This window comes from Kangiella sp. (assembly GCF_048265365.1).
In the GTDB taxonomy this organism is placed as follows: Bacteria; Pseudomonadota; Gammaproteobacteria; order Enterobacterales; family Kangiellaceae; genus Kangiella.
The window spans coordinates 420299-446441 of record NZ_JBLXBT010000002.1 but is presented as its reverse complement, the minus strand read 5'-3'; the positions used below and the strand labels follow the sequence as shown (position 1 = coordinate 446441).

General features: G+C 44.4%; 27 protein-coding genes. 23 read left to right on the top strand and 4 right to left on the bottom strand.

From position 1 onward, the window contains the following. Positions 1 to 3: 3 nt before the first annotated feature. Positions 4 to 1605 (bottom strand): L-aspartate oxidase, encoded by a 1602-nt coding sequence (gene nadB / locus ACN0VI_RS11220; protein WP_417446858.1) that lies wholly within the window; start codon positions 1603 to 1605, stop codon positions 4 to 6. Positions 1606 to 1848: 243 nt separating this feature from the next. On the opposite strand from nadB, the gene rpoE reads away from it, so the two are divergent. From rpoE to ACN0VI_RS11155, 13 genes are all read left to right on the top strand, one after another. Beyond that, a complete protein-coding gene (gene rpoE, locus ACN0VI_RS11215; RefSeq protein WP_331890735.1) occupies positions 1849 to 2439 on the top strand; it encodes an RNA polymerase sigma factor RpoE in 591 nt (196 codons plus the stop codon). A 351-nt stretch (positions 2440 to 2790) separates the two neighbouring features. Then, a complete protein-coding gene (locus ACN0VI_RS11210; RefSeq protein WP_417446857.1) occupies positions 2791 to 3489 on the top strand; it encodes a sigma-E factor negative regulatory protein in 699 nt (232 codons plus the stop codon). A gap of 162 nt (positions 3490 to 3651) precedes the next feature. Further along, positions 3652 to 4143, top strand: coding sequence for a SoxR reducing system RseC family protein (locus ACN0VI_RS11205; protein ID WP_331890737.1), 492 nt, complete (start codon positions 3652 to 3654; stop codon positions 4141 to 4143). 155 nt (positions 4144 to 4298) lie between these two features. Beyond that, a complete protein-coding gene (locus ACN0VI_RS11200; protein ID WP_417446856.1) occupies positions 4299 to 5597 on the top strand; it encodes a trypsin-like peptidase domain-containing protein in 1299 nt (432 codons plus the stop codon). A 194-nt stretch (positions 5598 to 5791) separates the two neighbouring features. Beyond that, on the top strand, positions 5792 to 7600 hold the full coding sequence (gene lepA, locus ACN0VI_RS11195; RefSeq protein ID WP_331890739.1) for a translation elongation factor 4: 1809 nt from the start codon (positions 5792 to 5794) through the stop codon (positions 7598 to 7600). A gap of 15 nt (positions 7601 to 7615) precedes the next feature. Next, positions 7616 to 8488 (top strand): signal peptidase I, encoded by an 873-nt coding sequence (gene lepB / locus ACN0VI_RS11190; protein ID WP_417446855.1) that lies wholly within the window; start codon positions 7616 to 7618, stop codon positions 8486 to 8488. A 75-nt stretch (positions 8489 to 8563) separates the two neighbouring features. After that, positions 8564 to 8929 (top strand): DUF4845 domain-containing protein, encoded by a 366-nt coding sequence (locus ACN0VI_RS11185; protein ID WP_331890741.1) that lies wholly within the window; start codon positions 8564 to 8566, stop codon positions 8927 to 8929. A 48-nt stretch (positions 8930 to 8977) separates the two neighbouring features. Further along, positions 8978 to 9667, top strand: coding sequence for a ribonuclease III (rnc, locus tag ACN0VI_RS11180; protein WP_417446854.1), 690 nt, complete (start codon positions 8978 to 8980; stop codon positions 9665 to 9667). A 2-nt stretch (positions 9668 to 9669) separates the two neighbouring features. Further along, positions 9670 to 10569 carry a GTPase Era gene (gene era, locus ACN0VI_RS11175; protein ID WP_331890743.1) on the top strand — a complete coding sequence of 300 codons (900 nt, stop codon included), beginning with the start codon at positions 9670 to 9672 and terminating at the stop codon, positions 10567 to 10569. Further along, positions 10569 to 11288 (top strand): DNA repair protein RecO, encoded by a 720-nt coding sequence (gene recO / locus ACN0VI_RS11170; protein WP_417446853.1) that lies wholly within the window; start codon positions 10569 to 10571, stop codon positions 11286 to 11288. The genes era and recO overlap by 1 nt, the downstream gene beginning before the upstream one ends. Positions 11289 to 11409: 121 nt before the next feature. Next, complete coding sequence (pdxJ, locus tag ACN0VI_RS11165; protein ID WP_331890746.1) at positions 11410 to 12159, top strand: pyridoxine 5'-phosphate synthase; 750 nt, start codon at positions 11410 to 11412, stop codon at positions 12157 to 12159. 9 nt (positions 12160 to 12168) lie between these two features. After that, positions 12169 to 12552 (top strand): holo-ACP synthase, encoded by a 384-nt coding sequence (gene acpS / locus ACN0VI_RS11160; protein ID WP_331890747.1) that lies wholly within the window; start codon positions 12169 to 12171, stop codon positions 12550 to 12552. 119 nt (positions 12553 to 12671) lie between these two features. Further along, the gene (locus ACN0VI_RS11155; RefSeq protein ID WP_331890749.1) at positions 12672 to 13181 is read left to right on the top strand and encodes a porin family protein; all 510 of its coding nucleotides are present in this window, start codon (positions 12672 to 12674) and stop codon (positions 13179 to 13181) included. 64 nt (positions 13182 to 13245) lie between these two features. Here the strand turns inward: ACN0VI_RS11155 and ACN0VI_RS11150 are convergent, their stop codons facing one another. Next, positions 13246 to 14076 (bottom strand): SDR family oxidoreductase, encoded by an 831-nt coding sequence (locus tag ACN0VI_RS11150; protein WP_417446852.1) that lies wholly within the window; start codon positions 14074 to 14076, stop codon positions 13246 to 13248. Continuing rightward, entirely contained in the window at positions 14069 to 14554 is a 486-nt protein-coding gene (locus ACN0VI_RS11145) for a glutathione peroxidase (RefSeq protein ID WP_417446851.1), read from the bottom strand. Before ACN0VI_RS11145 ends, ACN0VI_RS11150 begins: the two co-directional genes overlap by 8 nt. A 107-nt stretch (positions 14555 to 14661) precedes the next feature. Between ACN0VI_RS11145 and ACN0VI_RS11140 the strand changes: the two genes are divergently transcribed. From ACN0VI_RS11140 to ACN0VI_RS11095, 10 genes are all read left to right on the top strand, one after another. Next, entirely contained in the window at positions 14662 to 16056 is a 1395-nt protein-coding gene (locus ACN0VI_RS11140) for a M28 family peptidase (RefSeq protein ID WP_417446850.1), read from the top strand. 294 nt (positions 16057 to 16350) lie between these two features. Beyond that, positions 16351 to 16836, top strand: a complete 486-nt coding sequence (locus ACN0VI_RS11135; RefSeq protein WP_331890754.1) for a Na+/H+ antiporter subunit E — start codon at positions 16351 to 16353, stop codon at positions 16834 to 16836. After that, positions 16836 to 17111, top strand: a complete 276-nt coding sequence (locus ACN0VI_RS11130) for a monovalent cation/H+ antiporter complex subunit F (protein ID WP_012800699.1) — start codon at positions 16836 to 16838, stop codon at positions 17109 to 17111. The genes ACN0VI_RS11135 and ACN0VI_RS11130 overlap by 1 nt, the downstream gene beginning before the upstream one ends. Beyond that, on the top strand, positions 17108 to 17482 hold the full coding sequence (mnhG, locus tag ACN0VI_RS11125; protein WP_331890755.1) for a monovalent cation/H(+) antiporter subunit G: 375 nt from the start codon (positions 17108 to 17110) through the stop codon (positions 17480 to 17482). Before ACN0VI_RS11130 ends, mnhG begins: the two co-directional genes overlap by 4 nt. A 20-nt stretch (positions 17483 to 17502) precedes the next feature. Further along, positions 17503 to 18492, top strand: coding sequence for a DUF4040 domain-containing protein (locus ACN0VI_RS11120; RefSeq protein ID WP_417447050.1), 990 nt, complete (start codon positions 17503 to 17505; stop codon positions 18490 to 18492). After that, the gene (locus ACN0VI_RS11115; RefSeq protein WP_331891973.1) at positions 18489 to 18857 is read left to right on the top strand and encodes a cation:proton antiporter subunit C; all 369 of its coding nucleotides are present in this window, start codon (positions 18489 to 18491) and stop codon (positions 18855 to 18857) included. The genes ACN0VI_RS11120 and ACN0VI_RS11115 overlap by 4 nt, the downstream gene beginning before the upstream one ends. Continuing rightward, the gene (locus ACN0VI_RS11110) at positions 18854 to 20332 is read left to right on the top strand and encodes a monovalent cation/H+ antiporter subunit D family protein (protein WP_417446849.1); all 1479 of its coding nucleotides are present in this window, start codon (positions 18854 to 18856) and stop codon (positions 20330 to 20332) included. Before ACN0VI_RS11115 ends, ACN0VI_RS11110 begins: the two co-directional genes overlap by 4 nt. Next, on the top strand, positions 20329 to 21849 hold the full coding sequence (locus ACN0VI_RS11105; RefSeq protein WP_417446848.1) for a monovalent cation/H+ antiporter subunit D family protein: 1521 nt from the start codon (positions 20329 to 20331) through the stop codon (positions 21847 to 21849). Before ACN0VI_RS11110 ends, ACN0VI_RS11105 begins: the two co-directional genes overlap by 4 nt. Continuing rightward, on the top strand, positions 21842 to 22174 hold the full coding sequence (locus ACN0VI_RS11100; RefSeq protein ID WP_331891977.1) for a hypothetical protein: 333 nt from the start codon (positions 21842 to 21844) through the stop codon (positions 22172 to 22174). The genes ACN0VI_RS11105 and ACN0VI_RS11100 overlap by 8 nt, the downstream gene beginning before the upstream one ends. Then, positions 22161 to 23852: a Na(+)/H(+) antiporter subunit D gene (locus tag ACN0VI_RS11095; RefSeq protein WP_331891979.1), complete on the top strand. Its 1692-nt coding sequence runs from the start codon at positions 22161 to 22163 to the stop codon at positions 23850 to 23852. The genes ACN0VI_RS11100 and ACN0VI_RS11095 overlap by 14 nt, the downstream gene beginning before the upstream one ends. 70 nt (positions 23853 to 23922) lie before the next feature. Here the strand turns inward: ACN0VI_RS11095 and ACN0VI_RS11090 are convergent, their stop codons facing one another. After that, positions 23923 to 26004 (bottom strand): hypothetical protein, encoded by a 2082-nt coding sequence (locus ACN0VI_RS11090; RefSeq protein ID WP_417446847.1) that lies wholly within the window; start codon positions 26002 to 26004, stop codon positions 23923 to 23925. Positions 26005 to 26143: the final 139 nt, after the last annotated feature.

Genomic DNA, 26143 nt, shown 5'->3' with positions numbered 1-26143 from the left:
CCGTTATGGCTTCAGACTTGAGTCTACAGCAGTGTCAGCAAGCTCTGGGTAGTCTAAAGTATAATGCAGGCCGCGACTTTCTTTGCGTTGCATGGCGCAGCGTACGATAAGCTCGGCTACGACAACAAGGTTTCTCAGTTCGATCAGGTCGTTACTGACCTTGAAGTTGCTGTAGTATTCGTGGATTTCCTGTTTCAGTAGTTCTATGCGTCTAAGTGCTCTTTGCAGACGCTTATCGGTGCGCACAATACCTACATAGTCCCACATTAATTGACGCAGTTCGTGCCAGTTATGGCTCAGCACAACTTCTTCGTCCGAGTCAGTGACTTGGCTTTCATCCCACGGTGGTAATTGTGGTGGTGACTGGCTGGGGTCCCATTGTGCTTCAATGTCATTGGCTGCTGCCTGAGCAAACACCAGACATTCGAGTAATGAGTTGCTGGCCATGCGATTGGCGCCATGCAAGCCGGTACAGGCCACCTCACCGATTGCATAAAGACCTTCCACATCAGTACGGCTGTTTAGATCGACGCGTACGCCACCACAGGTGTAATGTGCTGCCGGAACTACAGGAATGGCGTCTTTGGTAATGTCGAGTCCAAACTCAAGGCAACGCGAATAAATGGTGGGGAAATGGCTTTTAATAAAGTCTTCGTCTTTGTGAGAAATATCCAGATAGACGCATTCTATTCCGTGCTTTTTGATTTCATGGTCAATGGTGCGCGCGACAATATCTCTAGGCGCCAGTTCTGCCCGCTCATCATATTCCGGCATGAATCGTTCACCATTGGGGCGCAATAATATCGCACCCTCACCACGCAGTGCTTCGCTGATCAGAAAACTGCGTGCTTGCGGGTGATACAGGCAGGTTGGATGGAACTGATTAAATTCGAGATTGGCCACGCTACAACCGGCGCGCCAGGCCATAGCAATACCATCGCCGCTGGCCACATCGGGATTTGATGTATAAAGATAAACCTTGCTAGCACCGCCGGTAGCTAACACCACAAAGCGGGCACTGATAGTTTCAACGCGGTCTTCTTTGAGGTTTAGTACATAAGCGCCATGACAGCGGTTATCAGCGTTACCAAGCTTTTGGCCGGTAATCATATCAACGGCGATATAGTGTTCGAGAATATGGATATTGGGTTCATTAAGGACGGCGGAAACCAGCGTGGTGGAAACCGCTTTGCCGGTAGCGTCATCGGAATGAATGATGCGGCGTTTACTGTGCCCACCTTCGCGGGTGAGGTGATATTGTTCTGCTTCTTTGCTGAACATAACACCGCGCTCAATTAGCCACTCAATGGCTTCGCGAGAATGTTCGACGGTATAGCGAACGGCCTTCTCATCGCACAGACCTGCGCCAGCAATTAGGGTATCCTCTACATGAGAGTCAACGCTGTCGCTTTCATCCAGCACTGCGGCAATACCGCCCTGGGCATAAAAGGTCGAGCCCTCGGTGACTTCAGCTTTACTAAGAACTGTGATTTTGCCGAGGTGCGCTAAGCGAAGGGCCACTGACAAACCGGCTGCGCCACTGCCAATAACCAGCACGTCAGTAGTTTGCTGGGTAGGATTAATTTTGTTTTTCACGATATCCATGATAAAAGTTGGGAACTTTTTTGCCGTTAACCGAGTCTGTGTTTGTCGCTTCTGTTAGAAAGTCACTGGAAACTTTAGTTTTTTCCTAGCAGAATACCGTTTAATATTGGCGGACTGTATCATAACCGCACGATAGCCAGTTAGTTTTTTTGCTGGTTAGCGAAGGGTTGAATGACCCTGATCAATCAATGTTTGCCCTGCAAGCAACTTCATAAAGAAGATAACAATTAAAAAGGGGATTATATGTCTGGGCCTGATTTAGACTCAGAGTTAGTTAAGCGTGTTCAAGAAGGCGATAAGAGTGCTTTCGATATGCTGGTGAAGAAATATCAGCATAAAATCATGAATTTAATATCCCGCTATGTCAGAGATAGTCATGAGGTGGCGGATATTTCACAAGAAGCTTTTATTAAAGCTTACCGTGCCTTACCAGGTTTTCGTGGCGATAGTGCTTTTTATACCTGGTTGTACCGGATCGCGATTAACACCGCAAAAAATCATCTGGTATCAAGAGGGCGTAGACCTCCTGGCAGTGATATTGACTCAGTAGAAGCCGAACAATACGAAGGTGGCGATGCTTTGCGCGACACCGGAAGTCCTGAACGCATCATGTTCCGTGATGAGATTCAGACGATTATTTTCAAAACCATAGACGAATTGCCGGAAGATTTGAAGTCTGCGATTACTCTCAGAGAGATGGACGGTTTGAGTTACGAAGAAATTGCTGAGGTTATGGATTGCCCGGTCGGCACGGTGCGTTCGCGCATTTTTCGTGCGCGGGATGCGATTGATCAAAAAATTGCTCCGCTTCTGGAACAGAGTTGGCGTTCCTAGCAGGATGAAGTTAACAGCGGAAATACAAACTTTTTTACATTTCTGCTGAACTTTTTACACAGAGCCCAGTCAATGTGTATAGGATTTGAGCTGAACGAGGCAAGCTGAATTATCGCTGAATCAGTATTCAAATCAATTTTTCATTTAAAATCAAGTAATTAGAGATTGCTTGATGTCTAACAGAGTAGGGTTGAAAGCAACTGCCAAATGCTTTTGGTTAGAGAAAACGTACTTTTATCCTTTCTGAAAAGACAATTTGACGCATGGATAGTGAGTCGCGGGTTATGCCCTATTTTGCGTATTTAGGTAGCATATTTAGGCTTGTGGTTGGAATTAAGAGGTTGGATTTTAATGTTGGATAAAAACGATTTAGATAAAGGCGCTGCCGGAAGCTTAGATAAGCAAAGCGTATCCGCATGTGTGGATAACGAGCTTCAAGCTTTTGCAACTGAAAGCAGTTTCGCCCTTGAGTCTGAGGAAATGCAGCTATGGAGCCGATATCATTTAATCGGTCAGGTTTTGCGTGATGAGGCTCAGCACCTGGATATGGATATTTCCAGCCGTATCAACGAGCAAATTGCTAATGAGCCTGCTCATACAGCAAGCCCGGCGAAGCCCAAGTCCAACGTCATTACATTCCCAACCAACCCATTCAAACAGTTTGCAGGTTATGCCATCGCTGCTTCAGTGGCCTTGGTGGTGCTTTTCAACGCGGGTACTCAATCGCCAGGCAATTCACAAGCAACGACTTTAGCAGCAGTGACCAATACCAATGCTCCAGCTTCTGGTGATGCCATTACTGCACATACACAGGCTTCTAACTTGAGTATGGCTGAGCGTCAAGAATTACAAACGATTCATGACATGTTCTTAAAGCATGAGTCTTTATCACACTCTAGTTTGCTACCTAGCGTACAAGTGGTCAGTAACCAGAAAGTGATTCCGGTCAGTGTGCCTATGTTAGCTGAACAGCCGCTGTCTCAAGAGTCTGGGATGCAAGGGCAGCCTGTACAAGCAATCGAAGAATCTGAGCAAGAAGGCACTCAATAAAAAAACTTCCTACATCCAACCTTACAAAAAGCCGAAGTCTGACTTCGGCTTTTTGTTTTTAGCCAGTGACTGATTGTTTTTTCGTTTATGTTTTGATCCTTCACTGCTTTTCGTGGCAGTTTGCAGTAAAATGGCAACTTCAGTCTAAAAGACACTTTTCTTATGACAGAAAGCAATATGTTGACAGAACTTGGCCGTGTTGTGGCTAAAGAGAATGATACTGTCTGGGTGCAAACACAGAGCAAAACTGGCTGTTCAAGTTGCCAGGTTAATTCGGTTTGTGGCAGTGGTATTGTTAGCAAGGCTTTTTCTCATAAGGTGTTTGTCACCCCCTTGAAAAATCGTATAAATGCCAATATAGATGATGAAGTAGAAGTTGGAATTCCTGAAGATCTGGTGGTTCGAGCTTCTTTTATGGTGTACCTGGTGCCGCTGATTAGCATGATCATTGCTTTGCTGGTTTGGCAGTTCTGGCTCGCTAACCCTTCTGAGTTGAGCTCTATTCTCGCTGCTGTAGTTGGTCTGGCAATTGGTTTTGTGATTACTCACTTTTATAGCAAGTCGGCGGCCCGCAAAGGCCAAACGGAGCCGGTTCTGTTAAGAATTGTAAAGAGACCGATTGTGGTGAAACAAATCGAAACAACCTTGGACTAACCACTGACGACTCTGTCGGAACTGTTTACCTTATTATATTTCCAACCTTTAAATCTGTAGCATTTTTTGGCAAGCCTGCTCGTTTTATGAGGCTTTCCTTGAAACGGCTAATAATTTAAATACTTGTAGTCATAAAACAAGTTGCGGGAGTATTAATGATGCTGAAGCGTTTTTATTCGAGTGGACTAATCCTATTGTTATTTCTGCTAGCTAGCTCATTGAGTTCGCCGGCGAGAGCTTCCTTTCCTGAATTTACTGAGCTGGTTGAAAAAGTTCAGCCCAGTGTTGTCAGTATTCAGGTAGATCTGGTGCGCTGGGGGCGAACGACTGGACGTTCGGGCGGTTCCGGTTTCATTGTTGATGATGAAGGTTACATTTTGACCAATCATCATGTCATTGATAATGGCAGCAAGGTCACCGTTAAACTGTTCAATGGTCGCGAGTTTGAAGCTGAAGTAGTTGGTAGCGATGCCAATACCGACGTTGCCTTGTTGAAAATTGAGCCCGGCAAGCAAAAACTGAAAGCCCTGAAACTGGGTACTTCAGATGTGCTTAAAGTCGGTGAGTGGGTACTTGCATTCGGTGCACCCTTTAATCTAGAGCAGACGGTCACTGCGGGAATCGTAAGTGCCAAAGGTCGCGGCGAAGTTGGCTCGCAATATGTGCCATTTATTCAAACGGATGTTGCTATCAATCGCGGAAACTCAGGCGGTCCACTGGTCAACCTGAAAGGGGAAGTGGTTGGCATTAACTCAATGATTTTTAATCCTATGGTTAGCTCGGGTCTGTCTTTCTCCATTCCAATTGATTTAGTCAATAATGTACGCCAGCAATTGCTGGACAGTGGAATGGTCAACCGTGGCTATTTGGGTGTCCAGTTTGGGCCAGTGGATCAAGATAAAGCGGATGCTTTTGGTCTCAAAGAGGTGGGTGGTTCGCTGGTTACTCGTATTTACCCTGATTCAGCCGCAGAAAAGGCCAGATTGCAGGAAGGAGATGTGGTAATTGCCGTCGATGGTAAGCCGGTACGTAAAGCTCAAGACTTACCTTATTACATTGGGCAGAAAATGCCGGGTGATAAGGCCAAGTTGAAGATAGTGCGTAACGGTAAAGAGCGCGAGGTTGATGCGGTACTTACTGATGGAGCGGGTCGTATCGTCAGCGTGGATAGTGGACGTAATCAGCTTGGTATACGAGTACAGGCATTACGAGATGATTTGCAGGAAGCTTATGGAGTTCGCCATGGCGTGGTGGTTAGCGAAGTGATGGATAAGAGTCCGGCTGCAGAAGCAGGGATTCAAAGCGGTGATATCATTCAGAAGCTACACCGCACTCCGATCCGTTCAATGGATGATTATCAGGCCGCGCTGTCAGATTTGCCGGAGCGAGGCAAAGTCGCTGTGCTGGTGGCCAGACCGGGGCGTGGCAGTGACTTTCTGGTGATTGAGCTATAATAGAGAAACTCTTACAGGCCAGCGCTTCTAGTGCTGGCCTTTTCAGTTGTTTCAGCTACAATAGGCCGCTAAATTCCTAGGGTCTGTCGGCTCTAGTCTGCCAACGCGTAGCAAGCTATTTTGAGCTAAGCAACGAACAATGCTGCTCAAAGTAGCAAATTCATCAACATTTGAAGGAATTCAGCGGAACATCTATGTCCTACACCGATTATATTCGTAACTTCTCTATTATTGCCCATATTGATCACGGTAAGTCTACCTTATCAGATCGTTTGATCCATGCTTGTGGCGGTTTAACTGACAGGGAAATGGCGGAGCAAGTACTGGATTCCATGGATTTAGAGCGTGAGCGCGGAATTACCATTAAAGCGCAAAGCGTGACCCTGAATTACACAGCTAAAGACGGTCACACCTATCAGTTAAATTTCATTGATACGCCTGGACACGTTGACTTCTCTTATGAAGTATCTCGCTCATTGGCGGCCTGTGAGGGTGCTTTGTTGGTGGTGGATGCAGCGCAGGGTGTTGAAGCGCAAACTCTTGCTAACTGCTATACCGCGATTGAACAGGATCTGGAAGTGGTGCCTGTACTCAATAAAATTGACTTACCAGCCGCCGATTGTGATCGTGTGATTCAAGAGATTGAAGACATTGTTGGTATTGAGGCAATGGATGCGGTCCAATGTAGCGCTAAAACCGGTGTTGGTATAGATGAACTGCTGGAGCGCATTGTACGCGATATTCCACCAGCAAAGGGTGATCCAGATGCGCCACTACAGGCATTAATTGTCGACTCCTGGTTTGATAACTACCTTGGTGTGGTGTCGCTGGTGCGCGTCATGCAAGGCACTATCCGCAAAAACGACAAGATGCAGGTCATGTCGACAGGTAAATCGCATGTGGTTGATCATGTGGGCATTTTCACCCCCAAGCGCAACGATACTGAGATTTTACGTGCTGGCGAGGTCGGTTTTATCATTGCCGGTATTAAAGAGATTCAGGGCGCGCCAGTGGGTGACACCATCACACTGACCAAAGCCCCAGCAGAAAAACCGTTGCCGGGTTTTAAGAAAGTTAAACCACAGGTTTATGCCGGTCTATTTCCTGTTAGCTCGGATGACTATGAGTCGTTCCGTGATGCTTTGGCCAAATTGAGCTTGAATGATGCCTCATTGTTTTATGAGCCTGAAAACTCGACAGCACTCGGCTTTGGCTTCCGTTGTGGCTTCCTTGGCATGTTACACATGGAAATCGTTCAAGAGCGATTAGAACGTGAATATAATCTTGATTTAATTACCACAGCACCGACGGTGGTTTATGAAGTAACCACCACTGATGGTGAAACACTTTACGTAGATAATCCTTCCAAGTTGCCTCCGCTTTCTAATATTGACGAGATCCGCGAACCTATTTGTGAAGCCAATATTTTAGTACCACAAGAGCATCTGGGTAGCGTGATTACCTTATGTGTCGAAAAGCGTGGTGTGCAAACAAAAATGCATTATGCTGGAAACCAGGTTGCTTTAACTTATGAGATGCCGATGAATGAAGTGGTCCTCGACTTTTTCGACAGGCTAAAGTCGGTCAGTCGTGGCTATGCATCGCTGGACTATAGCTTTAAAAGGTTCCAGGTTGACCAGCTGGTGCGCTTAGATATTCTGATCAATGGCGAAACGGTTGATGCCCTGGCATTGATCGTACATAAAGAACAGGCGCCTTATAAAGGGCGTGAGCTGGTTGAGAAGATGAAGGAAATTATTCCTCGCCAAATGTTTGAAGTCGCCATTCAGGCGGCGATTGGTAATCATGTTATCGCACGCTCGACAGTCAAAGCTTTACGTAAGAATGTATTGGCAAAGTGTTATGGTGGTGACGTATCGCGTAAGCGTAAGCTATTGGAAAAACAGAAAGCCGGTAAAAAACGCATGAAGCAGGTGGGAAAAGTTGAGATTCCACAAGAGGCTTTCCTAGCGGTTCTACATGTCGGCAAAGACAACAAATAACAAAAGAAGGCCCTGATGATTTATTACGACTTTGGATTTTATCTGCTATTGGCAACCCTGATTACAGGTGTTGTTACACTGATTGATAAACTTAAGTGGCGCAAGGAGCGAGAAGCTAAAGGTATCGAGTATGATGAAAAAGGCAACGAAAAGATGCCAATGCTTATTGATATCAGTCGTTCGTTTTTTCCGATTATTTTAGTCGTGCTCCTGCTCAGGTCTTTTCTGTTTGAACCTTACCGTATTCCCTCCGGCAGTATGAATCCAGGTCTGTATGACGGTGATTTTATTCTGGTCAATAAGTTTTCTTATGGCATTCGCATGCCAGGATTTAATACAACCATTATCCCAACAGGCTCTCCTAAGCGTGGAGAAGTCGCTGTATTCCATCCACCGCATGAGCCACAAACTGCCTATATCAAGCGAATCATTGGCGAACCCGGCGACCGGTTAGAGTGGAGTCGTGGTGTCTTAACAATCACGCCAGAGTGTGAAGCAGGTGAAGCCTGTGAGCCGATTGTGATTCGTTCAGAGCTGGTCTCAGATGAGGTGCCGGAATTGGTTCCGCAGGCAGAAGTGTTTGACTTGTATAGAGAAAGTCTTGGCGAGAATAGCTACCAAGTTCTTTATCTTGACCCGCGAGCGCGTGCCAGACAGAGTCTCAAGCAGTCATGGTCAACGGTAGTACCCGAGAACAAATATTTTGTTATGGGTGATAACCGAGACTCAAGTATGGACTCACGATTCTGGGAGTTTGTCGACGAAGAAGCTTTGATTGGTCGCGCTGCATACAAATGGTTGTTTTTAGAGTTCACAGATGAGCCAGTAATATTTGGCAAAAAGTTACCAAAAGGCGTATCTTTTGCTAGAGTAGGTTCTATTGAATAAGTAATATCAGTGGTTTAACGTGATTCTTGCTAAACAATAAGTTATCCGGCGAGAAGGACAAAGGAGTATGGGGAAATGCTGAACAGAAAACATCAAGATGGTATGACAGGTGCAGGTTGGATCGTTATATTGGCCATTGTCCTGTTTTTTATGTTTATGCTTATTAAATTAACGCCTGCCTATTTGGAATACTTCAGCATCAAGAGTTCAATGTCATCTGTTGCTGAGCAGAATGTTGGCGATAGTTCAACTGGTGAAATCCGACGATTGTTGGAGGGGCGGTTTACAGTTAATGACGTTACATCGATTAAAGCGTCTGATGCGAAGGTGAAAGATATTACTGGTGGGCGCGCACTTTATGTCAAGTATGAACGCCGTATTCCTTTGTTTGGAAACATAACTGCTCTACTTGAGTTTGAAAACGAAGTGCCACTTAAGTAGAAGCTTTTTCAAAAAGCTTAGTTAAATAGTAAGGTTTTTAGTGCCAAGATGAGTCAAAAAAAACTGTTAATAGAACGATTGTGTAATCGTCTTGGCTATCAATTCAATGACCCTTCTCTTTTAAAGTTAGCGCTAACTCATCGAAGTGGCGCTAATAAGCACAATGAACGACTCGAATTTCTGGGTGATGCCATTCTTGGCATGGTGATTGCCGAATATCTATTTTCTCACCTGAAAAAGGCTGATGAAGGTCAACTGACCCGTTTAAGAGCAAGTCTGGTTAAAGGTAAAACGTTGGCAGAAATAGCCAAAGATATCGAGTTAGGTGAGTGCTTATACTTGGGTGAGGGTGAACTGAAGAGTGGAGGCTTTCGCCGAGCTTCGATTCTTGCAGATGCCTTAGAAGCGATTATTGGTGCGATTTATCAAGATTCTGGATTTGATGCTACAAAGAAGATTATTTTGAACCTCTATCAAAATAGGTTAGAGAGTATTGATCTGAAAGCAGTACACAAAGACCCTAAAACAGAATTACAAGAATGGCTCCAGTCTCGAAAACTTCCTCTGCCTGATTATGAATTATTGAAGGTTACAGGTGATCCACATAAGCAAACGTTTGATGTGGCCTGTATCTTAGCAGAGAAAAAAGTTAAAACTCATGGCTCGGGCTCGAGCCGTCGCAATGCCGAGCAGCAAGCGGCAGAAAAAGCGTTAGCAATCATATTAGATGGTAATTAGTTATGCATGAAAATTTTCGTTGTGGTTATGCCGCTGTTTTAGGACGCCCGAATGTCGGTAAGTCGACTTTGATGAACCATATTCTTGGCCAAAAAGTGAGCATTACTTCGCGCAAGCCGCAAACGACTCGCCATCGAATTTTAGGTATTTATACCGATGATGATGCGCAAATATTATTCGTAGACACACCGGGTATTCATAAGAATGAAGCGCGCTCTATCAACCGCTATATGAACAGGGCAGCTTCCAGCTCAATGGTTGATGTTGACGTAGTTATCTTTGTGATTGATGGCACGCAATGGACCGAAGACGATGAACTGGTTTTAGAAAAGCTACAGCAGACTAATTGTAAAACCATTCTGTTCGTCAACAAGGTTGATAAGATTCAGGATAAAAATCAGCTATTACCACACCTGGCAAAAATTACTGAACGTTTCGATTTTGATGCTGTATTTCCAGGTTCGGCGTTAAAAGGCGAAAACCTTGAGCCGTTAGTTAAACAAATAAAAGAGTGGCTACCGAAAGGTGATTTGTTTTTCCCTGAGGATTATGTAACCGATCGCAGTCAACGCTTTATGGCGGCAGAACTCATCCGTGAAAAATTGATGCGCTCTTTGGGAGAAGAAATTCCCTATTCATCAACTGTAGAAATTGAGCAGTTCAAAACCGATGAGAAAGGCATTTTGCACATCAATGGCTTAATTTTGGTTGAAAGAGCAGGACAGAAAGCGATTATCATTGGTAAACAAGGCCAGCGCTTAAAGCAAATCGGTCAAGATGCTCGGATTGATATGGAAGAGTTATTTGGTTCCAAGGTGTTCCTGCAACTTTGGGTAAAAGTCAAAGACGGTTGGGCCGATGATGAGCGAGCATTACGCTCTTTGGGCTATGATGATCATTAATGGCAGACTCAGAACTCACTGCAGCGTTTGTTTTACATTCCAGACCTTTTAAGGAAACCAGCCTGATTGTTGAGTTGTTCACGGAAGAGAATGGCCGCGTGAATGTCTTAGCAAAAGGTGTACGTGGTAATCGAAAGAATTCTTACCGAGCTTTATTGCAACCTTTTCAACCGATAAAAGTCAGTTGGCTCGGGCGAAGTGAGCTAAAAACCTTAAAGCAGATCGAAGCGGATGGTTTTAGCCATCGTCTAAGCGGCATCGCCAGCCTTTCAGCCTTGTACCTTAACGAACTATTACTGCGTCTGTTTATTCAATGGGATCCTCACCCAGATATTTTTCATCTTTATAAAACCAGCCTGCAACACTTACAGCTTGGCGACAAACCCAGCCTGATTTTACGTGAGTTTGAGTTAGAATTACTGGATGTGCTCGGCTACGCGGTTGACTGGCAGCATGATATTTATGGTGATGCGATTGAAGAAAACATGACCTATGGGTTTATAGCTGAACAGGGCTTTATTCCTCAGTTACAAGCTCCCAGCGAAACCTGGTTAGCTGAAGGCAATATTATATTAGCAGTGGCAGATCACCAATGGCATGTTAACGGTGCCCCAGCATTAGCGCGAAAAGTATGTCGACTCAATATCGATCAGCTGTTAAACGGCAAAGAACTCAATAGCCGAAAGCTTCTGCAACAAACCCTTGCCATGCAATCTTAGGTTTCATAGCATAGTCCAGGTGCTCGTAGTATTAGCGACATAACCTTTAATTCATTGTTGTCAGGACAATCCTTCATTACAATCGTGATAAGTTAGACTTATTAAATTAACGGCAAAAATTATGAAAAAACCAATTTTACTTGGCGTAAATATTGACCATATCGCTACGGTGCGCAATGCGCGTGGCACCGACTATCCTGACCCGGTTCAAGCAGCATTTGTATCTGAGCAGAATGGTGCCGATGGAATTACGGTTCATTTGCGCGAAGATCGCCGTCATATAACCGACCGTGATGTGGAAGTATTGGCTCGTACCATACAAACGCGTATGAACCTTGAAATGGCTGTGACTGAAGAAATGCTTTCCATAGCAGAACGCATTAAGCCTCATTATGTTTGTTTGGTTCCTGAAAAACGTGAAGAGCTTACTACAGAAGGTGGTCTGGACGTTAAAGGTCAGGAAAGCAAAATTAAAGAGGCTTGCTATCGTATGGCTGAAGCGGGCATTCAGGTGTCTTTGTTTATCGATGCCGATGAAGAGCAAATTAATGCGGCTGCCAGGACTGGAGCTCCGCTCATAGAAATTCACACTGGTGCTTACGCTGATGCTAAGAGCATCGAACAGCAAAAGGTTGAATTGGTTAAAGTGAAACATGGTGTTGAACATGCCGTATCAGAAGGTTTGCAGGTCAATGCTGGACATGGATTGCAATACCATAATGTTCAGCCAATAGCAGCTATCCCTGAAATTGTTGAATTGAATATTGGTCATGCGATTATTGGGCGGGCAGTTTTTAGTGGCTTGGATCAGGCGGTTGCCGATATGAAGAAACTGATGATTGAAGCGCGTCAATGGCCCTTTAATGCGTAAGGAAATCTTATGATATTTGGAGTTGGCACTGATATTGTCGACATTGAGCGCATTAAGCGCTCAATGGAGCGTCACGGTGATAAGTTTGCTGAACGGATCCTGGCCTCTGCCGAGTTAGAAATATATCAGGCTACCAAGAATAAAATCAATTACTTAGCTAAACGTTTTGCCGCCAAAGAAGCGGTAAGCAAGGCACTAGGAACCGGCATGCGGAATGGCATTGATTTTGTGCAACTGGTCATAACTAATGACGACATAGGGAAGCCTGCTGTCACGTTAGAGGGTAAGGCCCAGGCTTGGTCAAAGCAAAATAAGATTACAAAAATTCATCTATCTATTTCAGACGAAAAAAGTCATGCGATGGCTTTTGCGATTGCCGAGTCACATCCTTAACCACACATCATTGTAATTATTCAAAAGTTAGCTATACAATTCAGACTGCGTTCAGTTTCATAGTGCTTAACTAGCGCGTGTAAAGAACCTTTATTTAAAACAACAGAAGGAAATTTGTGATGAAAAAAACAATGATAGCCGGTGCAATTATTGCATCATTAAGCTTAGCGACTGCTGTAGAAGCTAAAGAAGGTAACTACTTTGGTTTTGGACTAACCCAACACAGCCTTGATGCAGGCTTTTTTGATGCGGATGTGACGACGTTAGACGGTAAAGTCGGTACTTATTTTAACGAAAACTTTTCTGGTGAACTGCGTCTTGGCCTAGGTGTTCAGGATGATACAGTGTTTGGATCTGACATCGAAATCGAAAACTATTATGGTGCATATTTAAGAGCCGGCATTCCGGTAACGGATGGTTTCTACCCTTATGCTATTGTTGGTTACACCAATACTAAAGTTGGAGTTTCTGGTGGTGGTAGTGACTCAGAGTCTGATATGTCTTATGGATTAGGTGCTGATTTCGCTATTTCTGACAGTGTGGACTTCACTGCAGAGTTTATGCGCTATCTAGATAAAGATGGGGTTGAAGTTGACGGTATTGGTTTAGGCTTTAAATTTAAATTCTAAGCTACTATTTGATAAAAAAAGCGAGCCCTGAGCTCGCTTTTTTTTGCGCACTTAACAGTGCTTATTAATCTAAAAACAAATCCTTTTTGATCTGGCCTTCGAAGTCAGAATTGTAAGCATATTGGCTAAAGTCAGTGACTTTTGCTGCTTTTAAAACTTGCTCATCTATTAACCATAAACCCGTATAATTCTTACTGGGATGAGTGAGGACGACATGGGCCGCGTCAGCCATAATCTCAGGTTTACGCGCATAGTTAAGGGTGTCTTTATTGCCCACCGCAAACTCAATGGCCGCCGTTGCAATATAGGTTTCTGGCCAGAGTGTATTCACTGCGATACCATAAGGCTTAAATTCTTCTGCAATACCGCGACTTAAAATGCTCATGCCGTATTTTGATAAGCTATAAGGGCTGTAATCCTTCAGCCATTTTACGTCTAAATTGACCGGTGGAGACAAGCTTAATATGTGCGGGTTATCTGATTCTTTTAAATAGGGCAGAGCATAGTGCGCGAAGCAATAAACAGCTCGCGAGTTAACCTGTTGCATCAAGTCATAACGTTTTGGAGAGGTATCTTCGACAGTCGTTAAGCTTATAGCGCCTGCGTTATTGACCACTGCATCAATTCGCCCAAATTGTTCTCCGATTTGATCGCACAGTTTTTTTATTGCTAATTCTTTTCTGACATCCAGTTGCACTGGAATTGCTTTACCACCCGCATCTTCAACTTCTTTGGCCACTGTATGAATCGTGCCGGGAAGTTTCGGATGAGGCTGATCCGACTTGGCGGCAATAACGATAATGGCGCCTTCTTGAGCAAAGCGAATCGCCATGGCGCGACCAATGCCGCGACTGGCTCCAGTAATGATAATAACTTTGTCTTTTAAACTAGGCATTAAGTGCTTCCTTAATAGGTTCCTCTAATGCTTCTGGTTTAGTTGCTGTAGCAAATCGAGTAATGGCCTGACCGTCTTTACCGACTAAAAATTTTGTAAAGTTCCATTTAACAGCTTTGCTGCCGAGTAGGCCAGGTGCTTCATTTTTTAAGTGCTGATAGAGAGGATGTGCATCATCACCATTCACATCAATTTTTTTGAATAATGGAAAGCTGATATTAAAGTTTAGATCGCAAAATTTCTTTATCTCTTCATCACTGCCTTTTTCCTGACTTTTAAACTGATTGCAGGGGAAGGCTAATATTTCCAAGCCTTGATCCTTGTACTGTTCATACAGTTTTTGTAGCCCTTCATATTGAGGAGTGAAGCCGCAAGCACTGGCTGTATTTACAATCAGTAACACTTTTCCTTTGTATTGCTCCAGTGAAACTTCCTGCCCATTGTTCAAAACGGCTGAGTATTCGTATATGGTATTCATCTTTTGTCCTCGATTGATGCATTGAAACACTCTAGCTATGACTGGTCTGCTCTGTCAATCGAAACCTTTTTTAACGTGAACCATTGGTGGGGAGATAGGTAGAAAGTATGAAAGCATTGATAGGTTTTTCTGCGTTCTTATTGGCGAGCGCATCAGCACTGGCACAGGTGCCATCCGTCGCTGACAAGGACTTGAAAATAGCAGCTGAGTTACGTGATGAAGCTTTAAAAAGCTCTATTGGCTATAAAGTGGTTGAATCATTAACCACTGAAGTTGGCCCACGCATGGCGGGCACTCCGGGCGATGCTGCGGCAGTTAAATGGGGCGTTGCTAAGTTGGAAGAGCTTGGTTTTGACAAAGTATGGACTGAACCCGTTACCTTCCCAACTTGGAAGCGGGGTACTGAAAAAGCCGAAGTTATCGCTCCCTACCCGCAACCTTTAGTGATTACGGCATTAGGTTTCAGTGTTGGTACACCAGAAGGTGGCTTGAGTGCAGAAATTGTTGAATTTAACACCCTAGAAGACTTGGTTAGCGCACCTGAGGGAGTAGCAGAGGGCAAAATTGTATTCATTAAAAATCGTATGAAGCGTGCCCGTGATGGTTCGGGTTATGGTCCAGCAGTGTCGGCACGTGGTCGTGGTGCTGTTGAAGCCGCCAAAAAGGGCGCTGAAGCGATTCTGATTCGTTCTATTGGTACCGACAGCCATCGTATGGCGCACACCGGCATGATGCGTTACGAAGAGGGTGTGAAGCGTATTCCGGCAGCAGCTTTATCAGCACCTGATGCGGACTTGTTGGAAAATATGATTCGTCGTGGTAAACCGGTAGTCATTAAGTTAGATATCGACGCGCAAGACGGCCCTGATTACACTTCGCACAATGTGATCGGTGAAATTCGTGGCTCTGAAAAGCCGGAAGAATACGTTATCTTGGCAGCGCACCTGGATTCCTGGGATTTAGGCACTGGCGCATTGGATGACGGTGCCGGCATTGGTATCACAGTAGCCGCTGCTGAGTTGATTGCACGCTTGCCAGAGCGGCCTAAGCGGTCAATTCGTGTCATTATGTTCGCCAATGAAGAGCAAGGTCTAGTGGGCGGGAAGTTTTACGCAGGAGCACACAAAGAGGAATTGAACCGTATCATTACCGCGGCTGAGTCTGATTTTGGCGCGGGTAAAATATGGCACCTTGATTCGCGTGTGAAACAGGAAGCGATTCCTGTGGTAGAGAAAATGGTCAAAGTGATGGAACCGTTAGGTATTACTTATGGTAATAATCGCGCTGGCGGTGGCCCAGATCTGATCCCTTTGCGTGGCTATGGCATTTCAGTGTTTTCATTACGTCAGGATGGCACCGACTATTTTGATTATCATCACACACCGGACGATACTTTTGACAAAGTAGACAAGGAGTCGCTTGATCAAAATACAGCAGCTTACGTGGTGTTTGCATATCTTACTGCACAGATGGAAGGTGACTTTGGTTTTGATCTTGAGTAGGTGATAAGATTTTTATGTGTATTAAAAGACGTGCTTATAGGCGCGTCTTTTTTTATGCATACTGTTTGTTTTTTATCCAATTTGTTAAAAAGTGTAAAAAAACACGCCTTTCTTACTACTTATTTATGTAGTTAAACGAACGATAATTTCAGCTAATAGTACGCATGAGCTTTGCTTGCGCGGGTTTTGGGGGGTTGCTACAATCGATGGGATTTCTTGACTTGAGCCGATACTTTCATCGGTGAGAGATTGGTTCGCTTGTGTTTTGATTGGACACTTTAGTGTGAGTAATTAATGGCCAAAAACAGTTTTCGATACACCTTAAGTCTCATTATTGTTCTGGCGCTGATCTGGATCGGCAACTCGGGTTTTTATAATGGCCTTCTGTTGTCGTTAGGTGCAGCGTCAGTATTATTTGTTGTGTTTGTTGCTCACCGGCTGGATATCGTTGATGAAGAGTCACAGCCATTGAATCTTAGCGGTCGAATTTTTGGGTACTGGTTGTGGTTACTTAAAGAAATTATTCAATCAAACATTCATGTGATTAAGCGAATCTGGCTTGGTCCCAAGTCTATTAGCCCTGTGGTTATGCAACTTCAAATGAGTCAAAAAACCGATATGGGCAAAACCATCTATGGTAACTCAGTCACTTTAACACCGGGAACGGTAACGCTGGATATTGAAGACAGCGTAATGACAGTATATGCACTGACTTATGATTCGATCGAATATCTTCAGGGTGGAGAGATGAATCGAAGAGTTAAGCGACTGGAGGATTAATGTTTCTTGCTGCTGCAATTGCAATCATGGCTGCCATGATGCTCGCGATAGTGCGTGCATTTGTTGGCCCAACAATCTATGACCGTATCTTGGCGGTGAATATGTTCGGTACAAAAACCGTTTTATTCATTGCTGTATTAGGCTTTTTGATGGGCCGCCCTGAGTTTCTTGACGTCGCGCTGGTTTATGCGCTGATCAACTTTATTGCAGTGATTGGCGTATTACGTTTCTTCGAATATAAGCGTGTAGCCGACTCTAAGGAGGATGCGCAATGAGCATGTTTCTTGATGGTGTCAGTTGGGCGCTGCTGATTACTGGTGGCTTTATGTGTTTCTCTGGTGGAATTGGCATCCACCGATTTCCTGATTTTTTTAGCCGTATGCATGCGGCGGGTGTAACCGATACATTGGGTAGCGCCTTCATACTTATTGGCTTAATGCTGCAAACCGGTTGGGAAGTCACAGTGCTGGTTAAGCTTGTATTGATTTTGTTATTTATTCTGTTGACCAGCCCCACATCAAGCCATGCTCTTGCAAAAGCTGCTTTACATGGCGGTTTACGACCCTTACTGGGTAAATCATCTGATAACAGCGCCATTCCTGATAAGTTTGGAAAAGCACGCTCAGAAACTGATGGTCAATCTTGAGAAGTTAAAGGAGCAGAGTCATCGAAATTACCATTAATGTCATACTTCTGGCACTGTTAACGTTAACGGCACTGTCTTTAGCGTTTACGAAAGATCTGTTTGCTTCGGTTATGTTGATGGGTGTTTATAGCCTACTGACAGCAAGCTTCTTCGTGCTTATGGATGCGGTAGATGTTGCCTTTACCGAAGCTGCCGTAGGTGCTGGTATTTCAACCATCTTGATGGTCACAGTTTTATCTATGGCGGGGCGCTTTGAAAATCGGCAGCTTCATCATCCCAGGATTGCATTATTCGTTGTGTTGGTTACTGGTGTCATGTTGGTTTACGGTACCTTTGACATGCCTGCTTTTGGTGATCTGAATGCACCGGTGCAGACGCATGTTGCTCCTTACTATTTGCAACAATCGGCACAGGATATTGATATCCCGAATGTAGTCACTTCTGTGTTAGCCAGTTATCGTGGATTTGATACTTTTGGTGAAGTGGTGGTTGTGTTCACTGCGGTGATTGGTGTTTTGGCAATGCTTGAGTTCTCAAAGAAGCCTGAAATTAAGGGTAATGAACCTGCGCCAATGTACCAGCATAAAATTTTGCGTATCGTTGGTAAGATTCTTATTCCACCGATTATGTTGTTTGCACTGTATGTCCAGTTCCACGGTGAATATGGTCCCGGTGGTGGATTTCAGGCTGGCGTAATTTTTGCTGCAGCTATTATTTTGCATGCCATGCTTTTTGGTGTAGAAACAACGCGCAAAGCAATTTCAATGCCTGTTGTGAAAGTGTTAGCAGCGGTCGGAGTGTTGATCTATGGCAGCGCGGGTGTGGTTGCCATGTTAAACGGTGGTCGTTTCCTTGAATACAACGCTCTAGCTGAAAACCCAGTCACAGGTCAGCATGTGGGAATTATTATCATCGAGCTTGGAGTTGGCATTACCGTGGCAACTGCCATGATGCTGATCTTTTTAACCTTTGCCCGACGAGTTGGTAAAGCCAACGGAGAGAGTGCATGAATTTTCTAGAACAATACAATTACTGGATCGTCATCATTTTGATGATGAGCGGTTTTTATATTGTCATTGCCCATGGCAATTTAATAAAAAAATTGATAGGGCTAACCGTTTTTCAGACCTCGGTTTTTATTCTTTATATCAGTATGAGTAAAATAACCGGCGGTACTGCACCAATCTTAAATGAAGTCTACAAGGTTTATTCAAATCCATTACCACATGTGCTAATCCTGACTGCGATTGTGGTGGGGATCGCAACCACTGCATTGGGGTTAGCATTAGTGGTTAGAATTAAAGAAGCTTACGGCTCAGTTGAAGAAGATATCATTCAAGAAAAAGACCTGCAGCAAGAGGGGACTGACGAGTGATAGAACATTTACCGATACTGCAAGTAATTATTCCACTACTTGCAGCCCCTATTTGTTTAATTTTACGTGAAGCACAACTCGTTCGTTGGTTCACTTTTATTGCCAGTGTTTTAGCTTTTGCTGTCAGTATCTTGTTACTTCAACAGGTACAGGCACATGGCACTTTAAGCTATTCGTTGGGCGGTTGGGATGCGCCTATTGGCATTGAATATCGTATCGATTTGCTGAATGCTTACCTGTTGATTTTGGTGACCTCAATCAGTTCGGTGGCATTATTTGCAGCCGGTCCTAGTCTGCGCAACGAATTAAGCGAACGTAAAGAAAGCTACTTTTATGTGGCCTACCTTTTATGCTTAACTGGCCTGTTAGGTATTTTGGCCACTGGTGATGCTTTTAATGTCTTTGTCTTTTTAGAAATTTCATCACTTGCATCTTATACGATGATTGCAATGGGCCGAGACCGACGCGCGTTGTGGGCATCCTATCAATACCTAATAATGGGTACCATTGGTGCAACCTTCATTCTGATTGGTATCGGCTTAATGTACATGATGACTGGTACCCTGAATATGTACGATCTGGCCGAGCGATTGCCGGAAGTACAACAAACCAAAACAGTATTTACGGCATTTGCATTTTTCGTTGTTGGAGTTTGCTTAAAGCTGGCACTTTTCCCACTGCATTTATGGTTGCCCAACGCTTATGCTTATGCACCATCAATTGCCACAGTTTTCCTGGCTGCAACGGCAACCAAAGTGGCCATCTATGTCTTGCTGCGATTTATTTTCAGCGTGTATGGCTTCGAGTTTTCATTCTCGCACTTACCGCTCCAGGAAATACTGGTAGCTCTTGGTTTGATGGGTGTCTTTGCTGCTTCGATCGTTGCCATTTACCAAACTAATGTTAAGCGGTTGTTTGCCTATTCAAGCGTAGCTCAAATTGGTTACATGATTTTAGGGTTAGGTGTTGGCTCCAAAACGGGTTTAACCGCAACTCTGTTGCACTTATTTAACCATGCCTTGATGAAAGGCGCCATATTCCTTGCTTTAGCGGGTTTAGTTTATCGCGTAGGCAGTGTCCATCTTCGAGCCTTTTCGGGACTTGGCAAGCAAATGCCTTGGACAATGGCCGCCATTGTCGTTGGTGGCCTGAGTTTAATTGGTGTGCCGTTAACCGTTGGTTTCGTCAGTAAGTGGTACTTGGTTCTTGCCTTGTTAGAGTCGAACTGGTGGCCGATTGCTGTCTTAGTATTAATGGGTTCGTTGCTTGCAGTGATTTACGTCTGGCGAATCGTTGAGGTGGCCTATTTCCATAAAGCAATGCAAGACACTGCACCCTACAAAGAAGCACCTTTGATGATATTGATTCCAACCTGGATTCTGGTGCTAGCCAATATTTATTTCGGCATCGATACTGGCTTTACCGTTGGCCTGTCTGAGCAGATTTCTGAAATCTTGTTTGAGGGGGCGAAATGATTGAACAAAGTGTTCTAATGCAACTGATCATCATTTTGCCACTACTGGCAATACCGGGCATTATTCTTTTCAGTAAGTGGCCCAACTTGCGAGAAGCTGTGACATTGATTGCTGGCGCTTTATTGCTGATTGCAGTGATTGTGTTCTATCAGAATTTTGATGCCGGGCAGGCAGCTTATGTTCACTGGATTGAACTGCTACCGGGTTTAAATATTTCATTTCGGGCTGAACCGCTAGGGGTATTATTCAGCCTGGTGGCTGGCTCCTTATGGGTAGTTACTTCGATTTACGCAATTGGTTATATGCGTGGCCATGGCGAAGTGAATCAGACCCGCTTCTATGCCTGTTTTGCAGTGGCTATTTCAGCCGTTATGGGCTTAGCCTTTGCAGACAACCTGTTCACTTTATTTATATTTTATGAAGTCCTGACTCTGTCTACTTATCCTTTGGTAACTCATGCCGGCAGCGATAAAGCCAAGCAGGGTGGTCGTACTTATTTATCCATATTGTTAGCGACTTCTATCGGCTTCTTATTACTGGCGATTGTTGGCACCTGGTGGCAAGCCGGTACATTAACCTTTACCCAAGGTGGCGTATTTGATGATAGCACCTCAAAGTTTGCTGCCAGTGTGTTACTGGTGCTATTCATCTTCGGCATTGGTAAAGCAGCCATCATGCCATTCCATCGTTGGCTACCCGCGGCGATGGTGGCACCGACTCCGGTTAGTGCATTGTTACACGCCGTGGCGGTAGTTAAAGCTGGTGTCTTCACTGTATTAAAAGTTTGTGTTTATATTTTTGGGATAGATTTATTGCGCGACATTCCAGCCACTCAATGGTTGCTTTATTTGGCAGCGGCTTCGGTGTTGTTGGCGTCATTAGTGGCGATGCGGCAGGATAATCTCAAGAAACGATTGGCTTACTCTACGGTCAGCCAGTTGGGTTACATCACGATAGGTGCCTTGCTTGCTTCACAGGCCGGTATTCTCGGCGGTGCTTTGCATATTGTTGCCCACGCATTCGGTAAGATCACTTTATTCTTCTGCGCGGGTGCGATTATGGTGGCGGCTCATAAAACCGAGATTAGTGATATGCGTGGTCTGGGAAAAGCCATGCCGATTACCATGATTGCATTCTTCATTGGAAGCTTGAGCATTATTGGCTTGCCACCAGCTGGTGGTGTCTGGAGCAAGTGGTATTTACTGATGGGTACTTTGGACACTCATCAATGGGTTGTGATGACAGTATTAATGATCAGTTCTTTATTGAATATTGCCTACCTGTTACCAATCCCATTGCGCGCATTCTTTCCAGGGGCTGGTCCTCAAGGGAAAGATTTTCGCGAGAATAACAAGATTATTCGACTTGAACGAGCGCAGATAAAAGAGGCTCCGTGGCCATCATTAGTTGCCTTATCTTTAACAGCATTAATGACGATGGTGTTATTTTTCTGGCCTCATGTGTTTTACGAACTGGCCGCTTCTCTAGCAGGTTTGTCCGGAGGTATTAATGGCTAAGCAAGATAATACTGAAAAACAGTATTTATTTGATAACCCAAAAAACGTCAAGCGCCTGCTTTATGTGGTCTATGCCTGCTGTATTGTGTTGGTGCTGTTGGACTTTGTGATTCATCGCCATATTTATCATTCATGGGAATCGTTGTTTGGTTTTTATGCCATTTATGGTTTTGTGGGCTGTGTTGTTCTGGTATTGGTTGCCAAGTGGATGCGAACTTTCCTGATGCGTGATGAAGATTACTATGACCGCACGGAACTCAAGCAGGGTAAAAAACCGATTGAGCAAGCAGAGAAAAAAGTAGGGGGCGAGCATGTGGATGACTGAGATGCCAGCTTTTGCTCCATTCTTTATAGGTGCGTTGATTGCACTATTAACTAGTGGCCGTGTGCGTCAGGCTGTGCTTCTGATCACTCCTGTTTTGAGCGGGCTGCACTTATTAACAGTGCCGGTGGGAACCAGCGTTGGTTTTGATCTGGCGGGATTCTCATTAGAAATCTATCGTGTCGACAAGCTCAGCCTGTTGTTCGGTTACATTTTCCATATCGCTGCTTTCCTGGCTATTTTATTCTCCATTCACGTTAAAGACACACTGCAACAAATCAGCGGGCTTTTGTACGCAGGCAGCGCGATAGGTGCTGTTTTTGCCGGCGATTTGCTCACGTTATTTGTTTTCTGGGAGCTGCTGGCCATAACTTCAGTATTTTTGATCTGGGCCAGAGGCACTGAGCGCTCTTATGTTGCTGGCATGCGTTATCTGATCATTCAGGTGCTTTCCGGCGTCATTCTGTTGGTGGGCATTATTTTCTACGCTTATCACAAGCAAAGTATCAGTTTTAGTTTGATTGGCCTTGAGGGTACTGCGGGCTGGCTGATATTTATCGCCTTTGGTATCAAGTGTGCCTTCCCAATGTTGCACAACTGGTTAACCGATGCCTATCCAGAAGCCACACCTACCGGCACAGTGTTTTTAAGCGCCTTTACTACCAAAGTCGCTGTCTATGCTCTAGCGCGAGCCTATCCTGGCACTGAGCTGCTGGTTTACATCGGCGTAACGATGGCCTGTTTCCCGATTTTCTTTGCCGTCATTGAGAACGACCTTCGTCGTGTACTGGCCTATAGCATGATCAACCAGATAGGTTTTATGGTGGTGGGTATTGGTATCGGTACTGCATTAGCAGTAAACGGTGCGGTATCGCATGCTTTCAACGATATTTTGTTTAAGGGCCTGCTCTTCATGTCGATGGGTGCCGTGTTGCACATGACCGGAAAAATAGACGGTTCAAAGTTGGGAGGTCTTTATAAAACTATGCCCAAAACCGCTATTTTGTGTATGGTTGGTGCCGCTTCGATTTCTGCCTTCCCACTGTTTAGTGGATTCGTCAGTAAGTCGATGGTGATGTCGGCAGCGATTGAAAATGGCTATGGCTGGGCCTGGTTATTGCTATTATTCTCAGCAGCAGGCGTATTCCATCATGCGGGTATTAAGATCCCATACTTTGCTTTCTTCGCGCATGACTCTGGAATTCGTACCACAGAGCCGCCGAAGAATATGTTGATGGCGATGACCATCTCAGCGGTATTATGTATCGCGATTGGTGTCTATCCGAATGTCTTGTATGGGTTGTTACCATTTGATACAGGCTACAACCCGTATGATGCAACCCATGTGTTAACCCAGTTGCAGCTGCTGTTTTTCTCTGCGTTGGCGTTTGTCTGGCTGAACTTGCGTGGCATGTACCCGCCAGAGCTTCCATCAGTGAATTTGGACGCAGACTGGTTGTATCGTCGCCTGTTCCCAGCAACCTTGAAACCATTGCTTAACGGTATGTGGCGTCTGGATGAAGCCTTCAGAGGCTGGTTCATGAATCGCTTAAATGGAGCGCTTGGTATGCTATCTCGTCATGCACCAGATGGTGTTTTATCAAGAACACAGCTTTCGGGAAGTATGGTTATCTGGGTCACGATACTGTTAGCGACCTTTTTGATATTAAGCTTTTGGTAGTTCTTAATTATTTATGTCAGACAAAAAAAAGCCGGCTTGCGCCGGCTTTTTTGTTTGAGCGATTGAAAGTCTATTGAACGATAACAAAGTCTTCTAACTCAGGGCATAAGCCTTCCAGTTTTACTTTGTAATGCCAGTCTGCAGTGGTATCTCCCATGAACCAGTTGCGTGTATCGAGATAAGCAGTTGAGTTCACACAATGTTGTGGTGAAATTCTGTAACTGCGACCGCTGCCTTTAGGGTTGTCATACTCATATGTAATCACTTCAAACCCTTTACCGATACCAGGGCCAGTGCCACGATATGGGTTGGCAAAGCAGGATGTAGCAGCTAAGCAAGTGTAATCATCAACCGCGATGGAACCTTTATATACGTGATGATCATAGGTGTCAGATGCTGATGTCTTTTCAAGCTTTTTAACATTGGAGTTCAACCAGTTGTAAAGAATAACACCAGGATAAGCTGCACTAATTGCTCCAGTTGTATAAGCCAAAGGATGTTCACAATCTGCCCATTGTCGAGTATTACGACAAGCATCCATAGCCGTGCTAATTTCTATCTGTGAGCTGCCACACTGGCTTGGAGTGCTTCTATTGTAATCACTCCATGGTGAACAGCGTTCGGTGTGCTGAACACTAATGTTACCCCAGCGGCGCATTTGAGCTAGAGGTCCTTGATTACCAGTAAAATCAGCAAAAATAGCAGAGTGAGGATAATTGCTATAAGCAGAAGGTCTAACATATTGGCGAGTGGAGAACTCAACCGCTGCCCAATTGCTGGAGTTGGTACCTTGTAAGAACTGATTATACTTGTCGACAACATTAGCTGGCGTCACGCTGGCCGATAAACCCTCTGGGCCACCGACTTGCGAAGCGCTAATGCTAACCTGTAGATTTTCAAGAAGAATTTCCAACTCGCTATTTGATGAAGCAGCACCGTTAGCGTTGAATACATCCCCTAGTTTTAAACCAAGCTGACCTTTCTTCTGTTCACGCTCTGTATAGCTGTATTTCTTGGAGTCAAAGGAAAACACTAGATAAAGTGCTGAGCCAATGTTGGCACCATCAATAAATGCATCGCCACAGAATTCTCTGAAGTCTGCTTTAGCATCGTCATCATTAGGTGACAACATATTGTTGGTAAAGTCTGGGTCGATTGGATCGGCAGAAGTTGCCAGGCGCCAGTTTTCCTCACGATTCACGATTTTTACGACAAAACGTATCGTGTCATGATCAGAAATAGACTCGACAAAGCGAGATTTCTCTCCAGACACGCCAAGACTCAGATCATCGCCTGTAAAACCGACTTTAGCCGAAGCTGACACATCAAGTAATTCTGCCAAGTGATCATTGTTTTCCACATAATCCACGTTAAAAGTTACAGGTTCATATGGAGTATTTTGAGTGATTTGAAAGTTTGCCTGATCAACATCGAGACAGGTTTGTTTCAAAGAACCTCGAATAAGATCATAGCCATCACCAAGGTAGAATCGTTCACCTGAACTGGTGGTAGCAAAAGTTGCACTGCTTGAGGCATCATCTCTAATCAAAGCTGATTTGTAGCTATCCACTGAAGATTTATAGGCCGTAGCTTTTTGATCAATATTGGAAAGGAAGCTGTATTCAGCATAAAGGTTTGGACGTGGTTGATAATTAACCATCATCTTGTCGCTATAACGATAACCACTACAGCCTTTGCTATTACATGATCTGACTCTGTAACGCTTTAAGGCTTTGCCAGATGAAGCGGTGAAGTATTTACTAGTTCCGTAACCGTCGTATACTTTTGACCAGCTTCCATTGTTGGTTTGCTGATAGAGCTCATTGCGGACTGAATAACCATAACCATTGCCGCTACTCCAGGTCACACGATAATTGCTGTCATTGGTATAAGTGGGTGTTTTAATAGAGCCAGGAGTTCCTGGCGGATAGTAAGGGCCTGTCGAGCCGCCACCGCCGCCATCACAATCATCAATCGGTTCAATTCGATTGATACTTGGGCTTTGAATACTGACAGGTTCTAAGCAAGGTTCTATGAGTTGAGGAGAAGCTTTTTGGTTTAACGCTTCTTTGTCTTTTGCATGCAGTTCAGGTGAACCTGACCACAATATTGGCAATAAACATGCCATGGTGAGATATTTATAACTTTTCATGATTTAATAACCTTTATCTGTTTGTGAATGAGGCTTCAGAACAGTGCCATAAATCAAAAAAAGTAGTTTGATGACATTGTGATATTTAGTTGATTGTAATCTAATAGCAACCTGATTAAGACAATAAAAAACAAGTAAA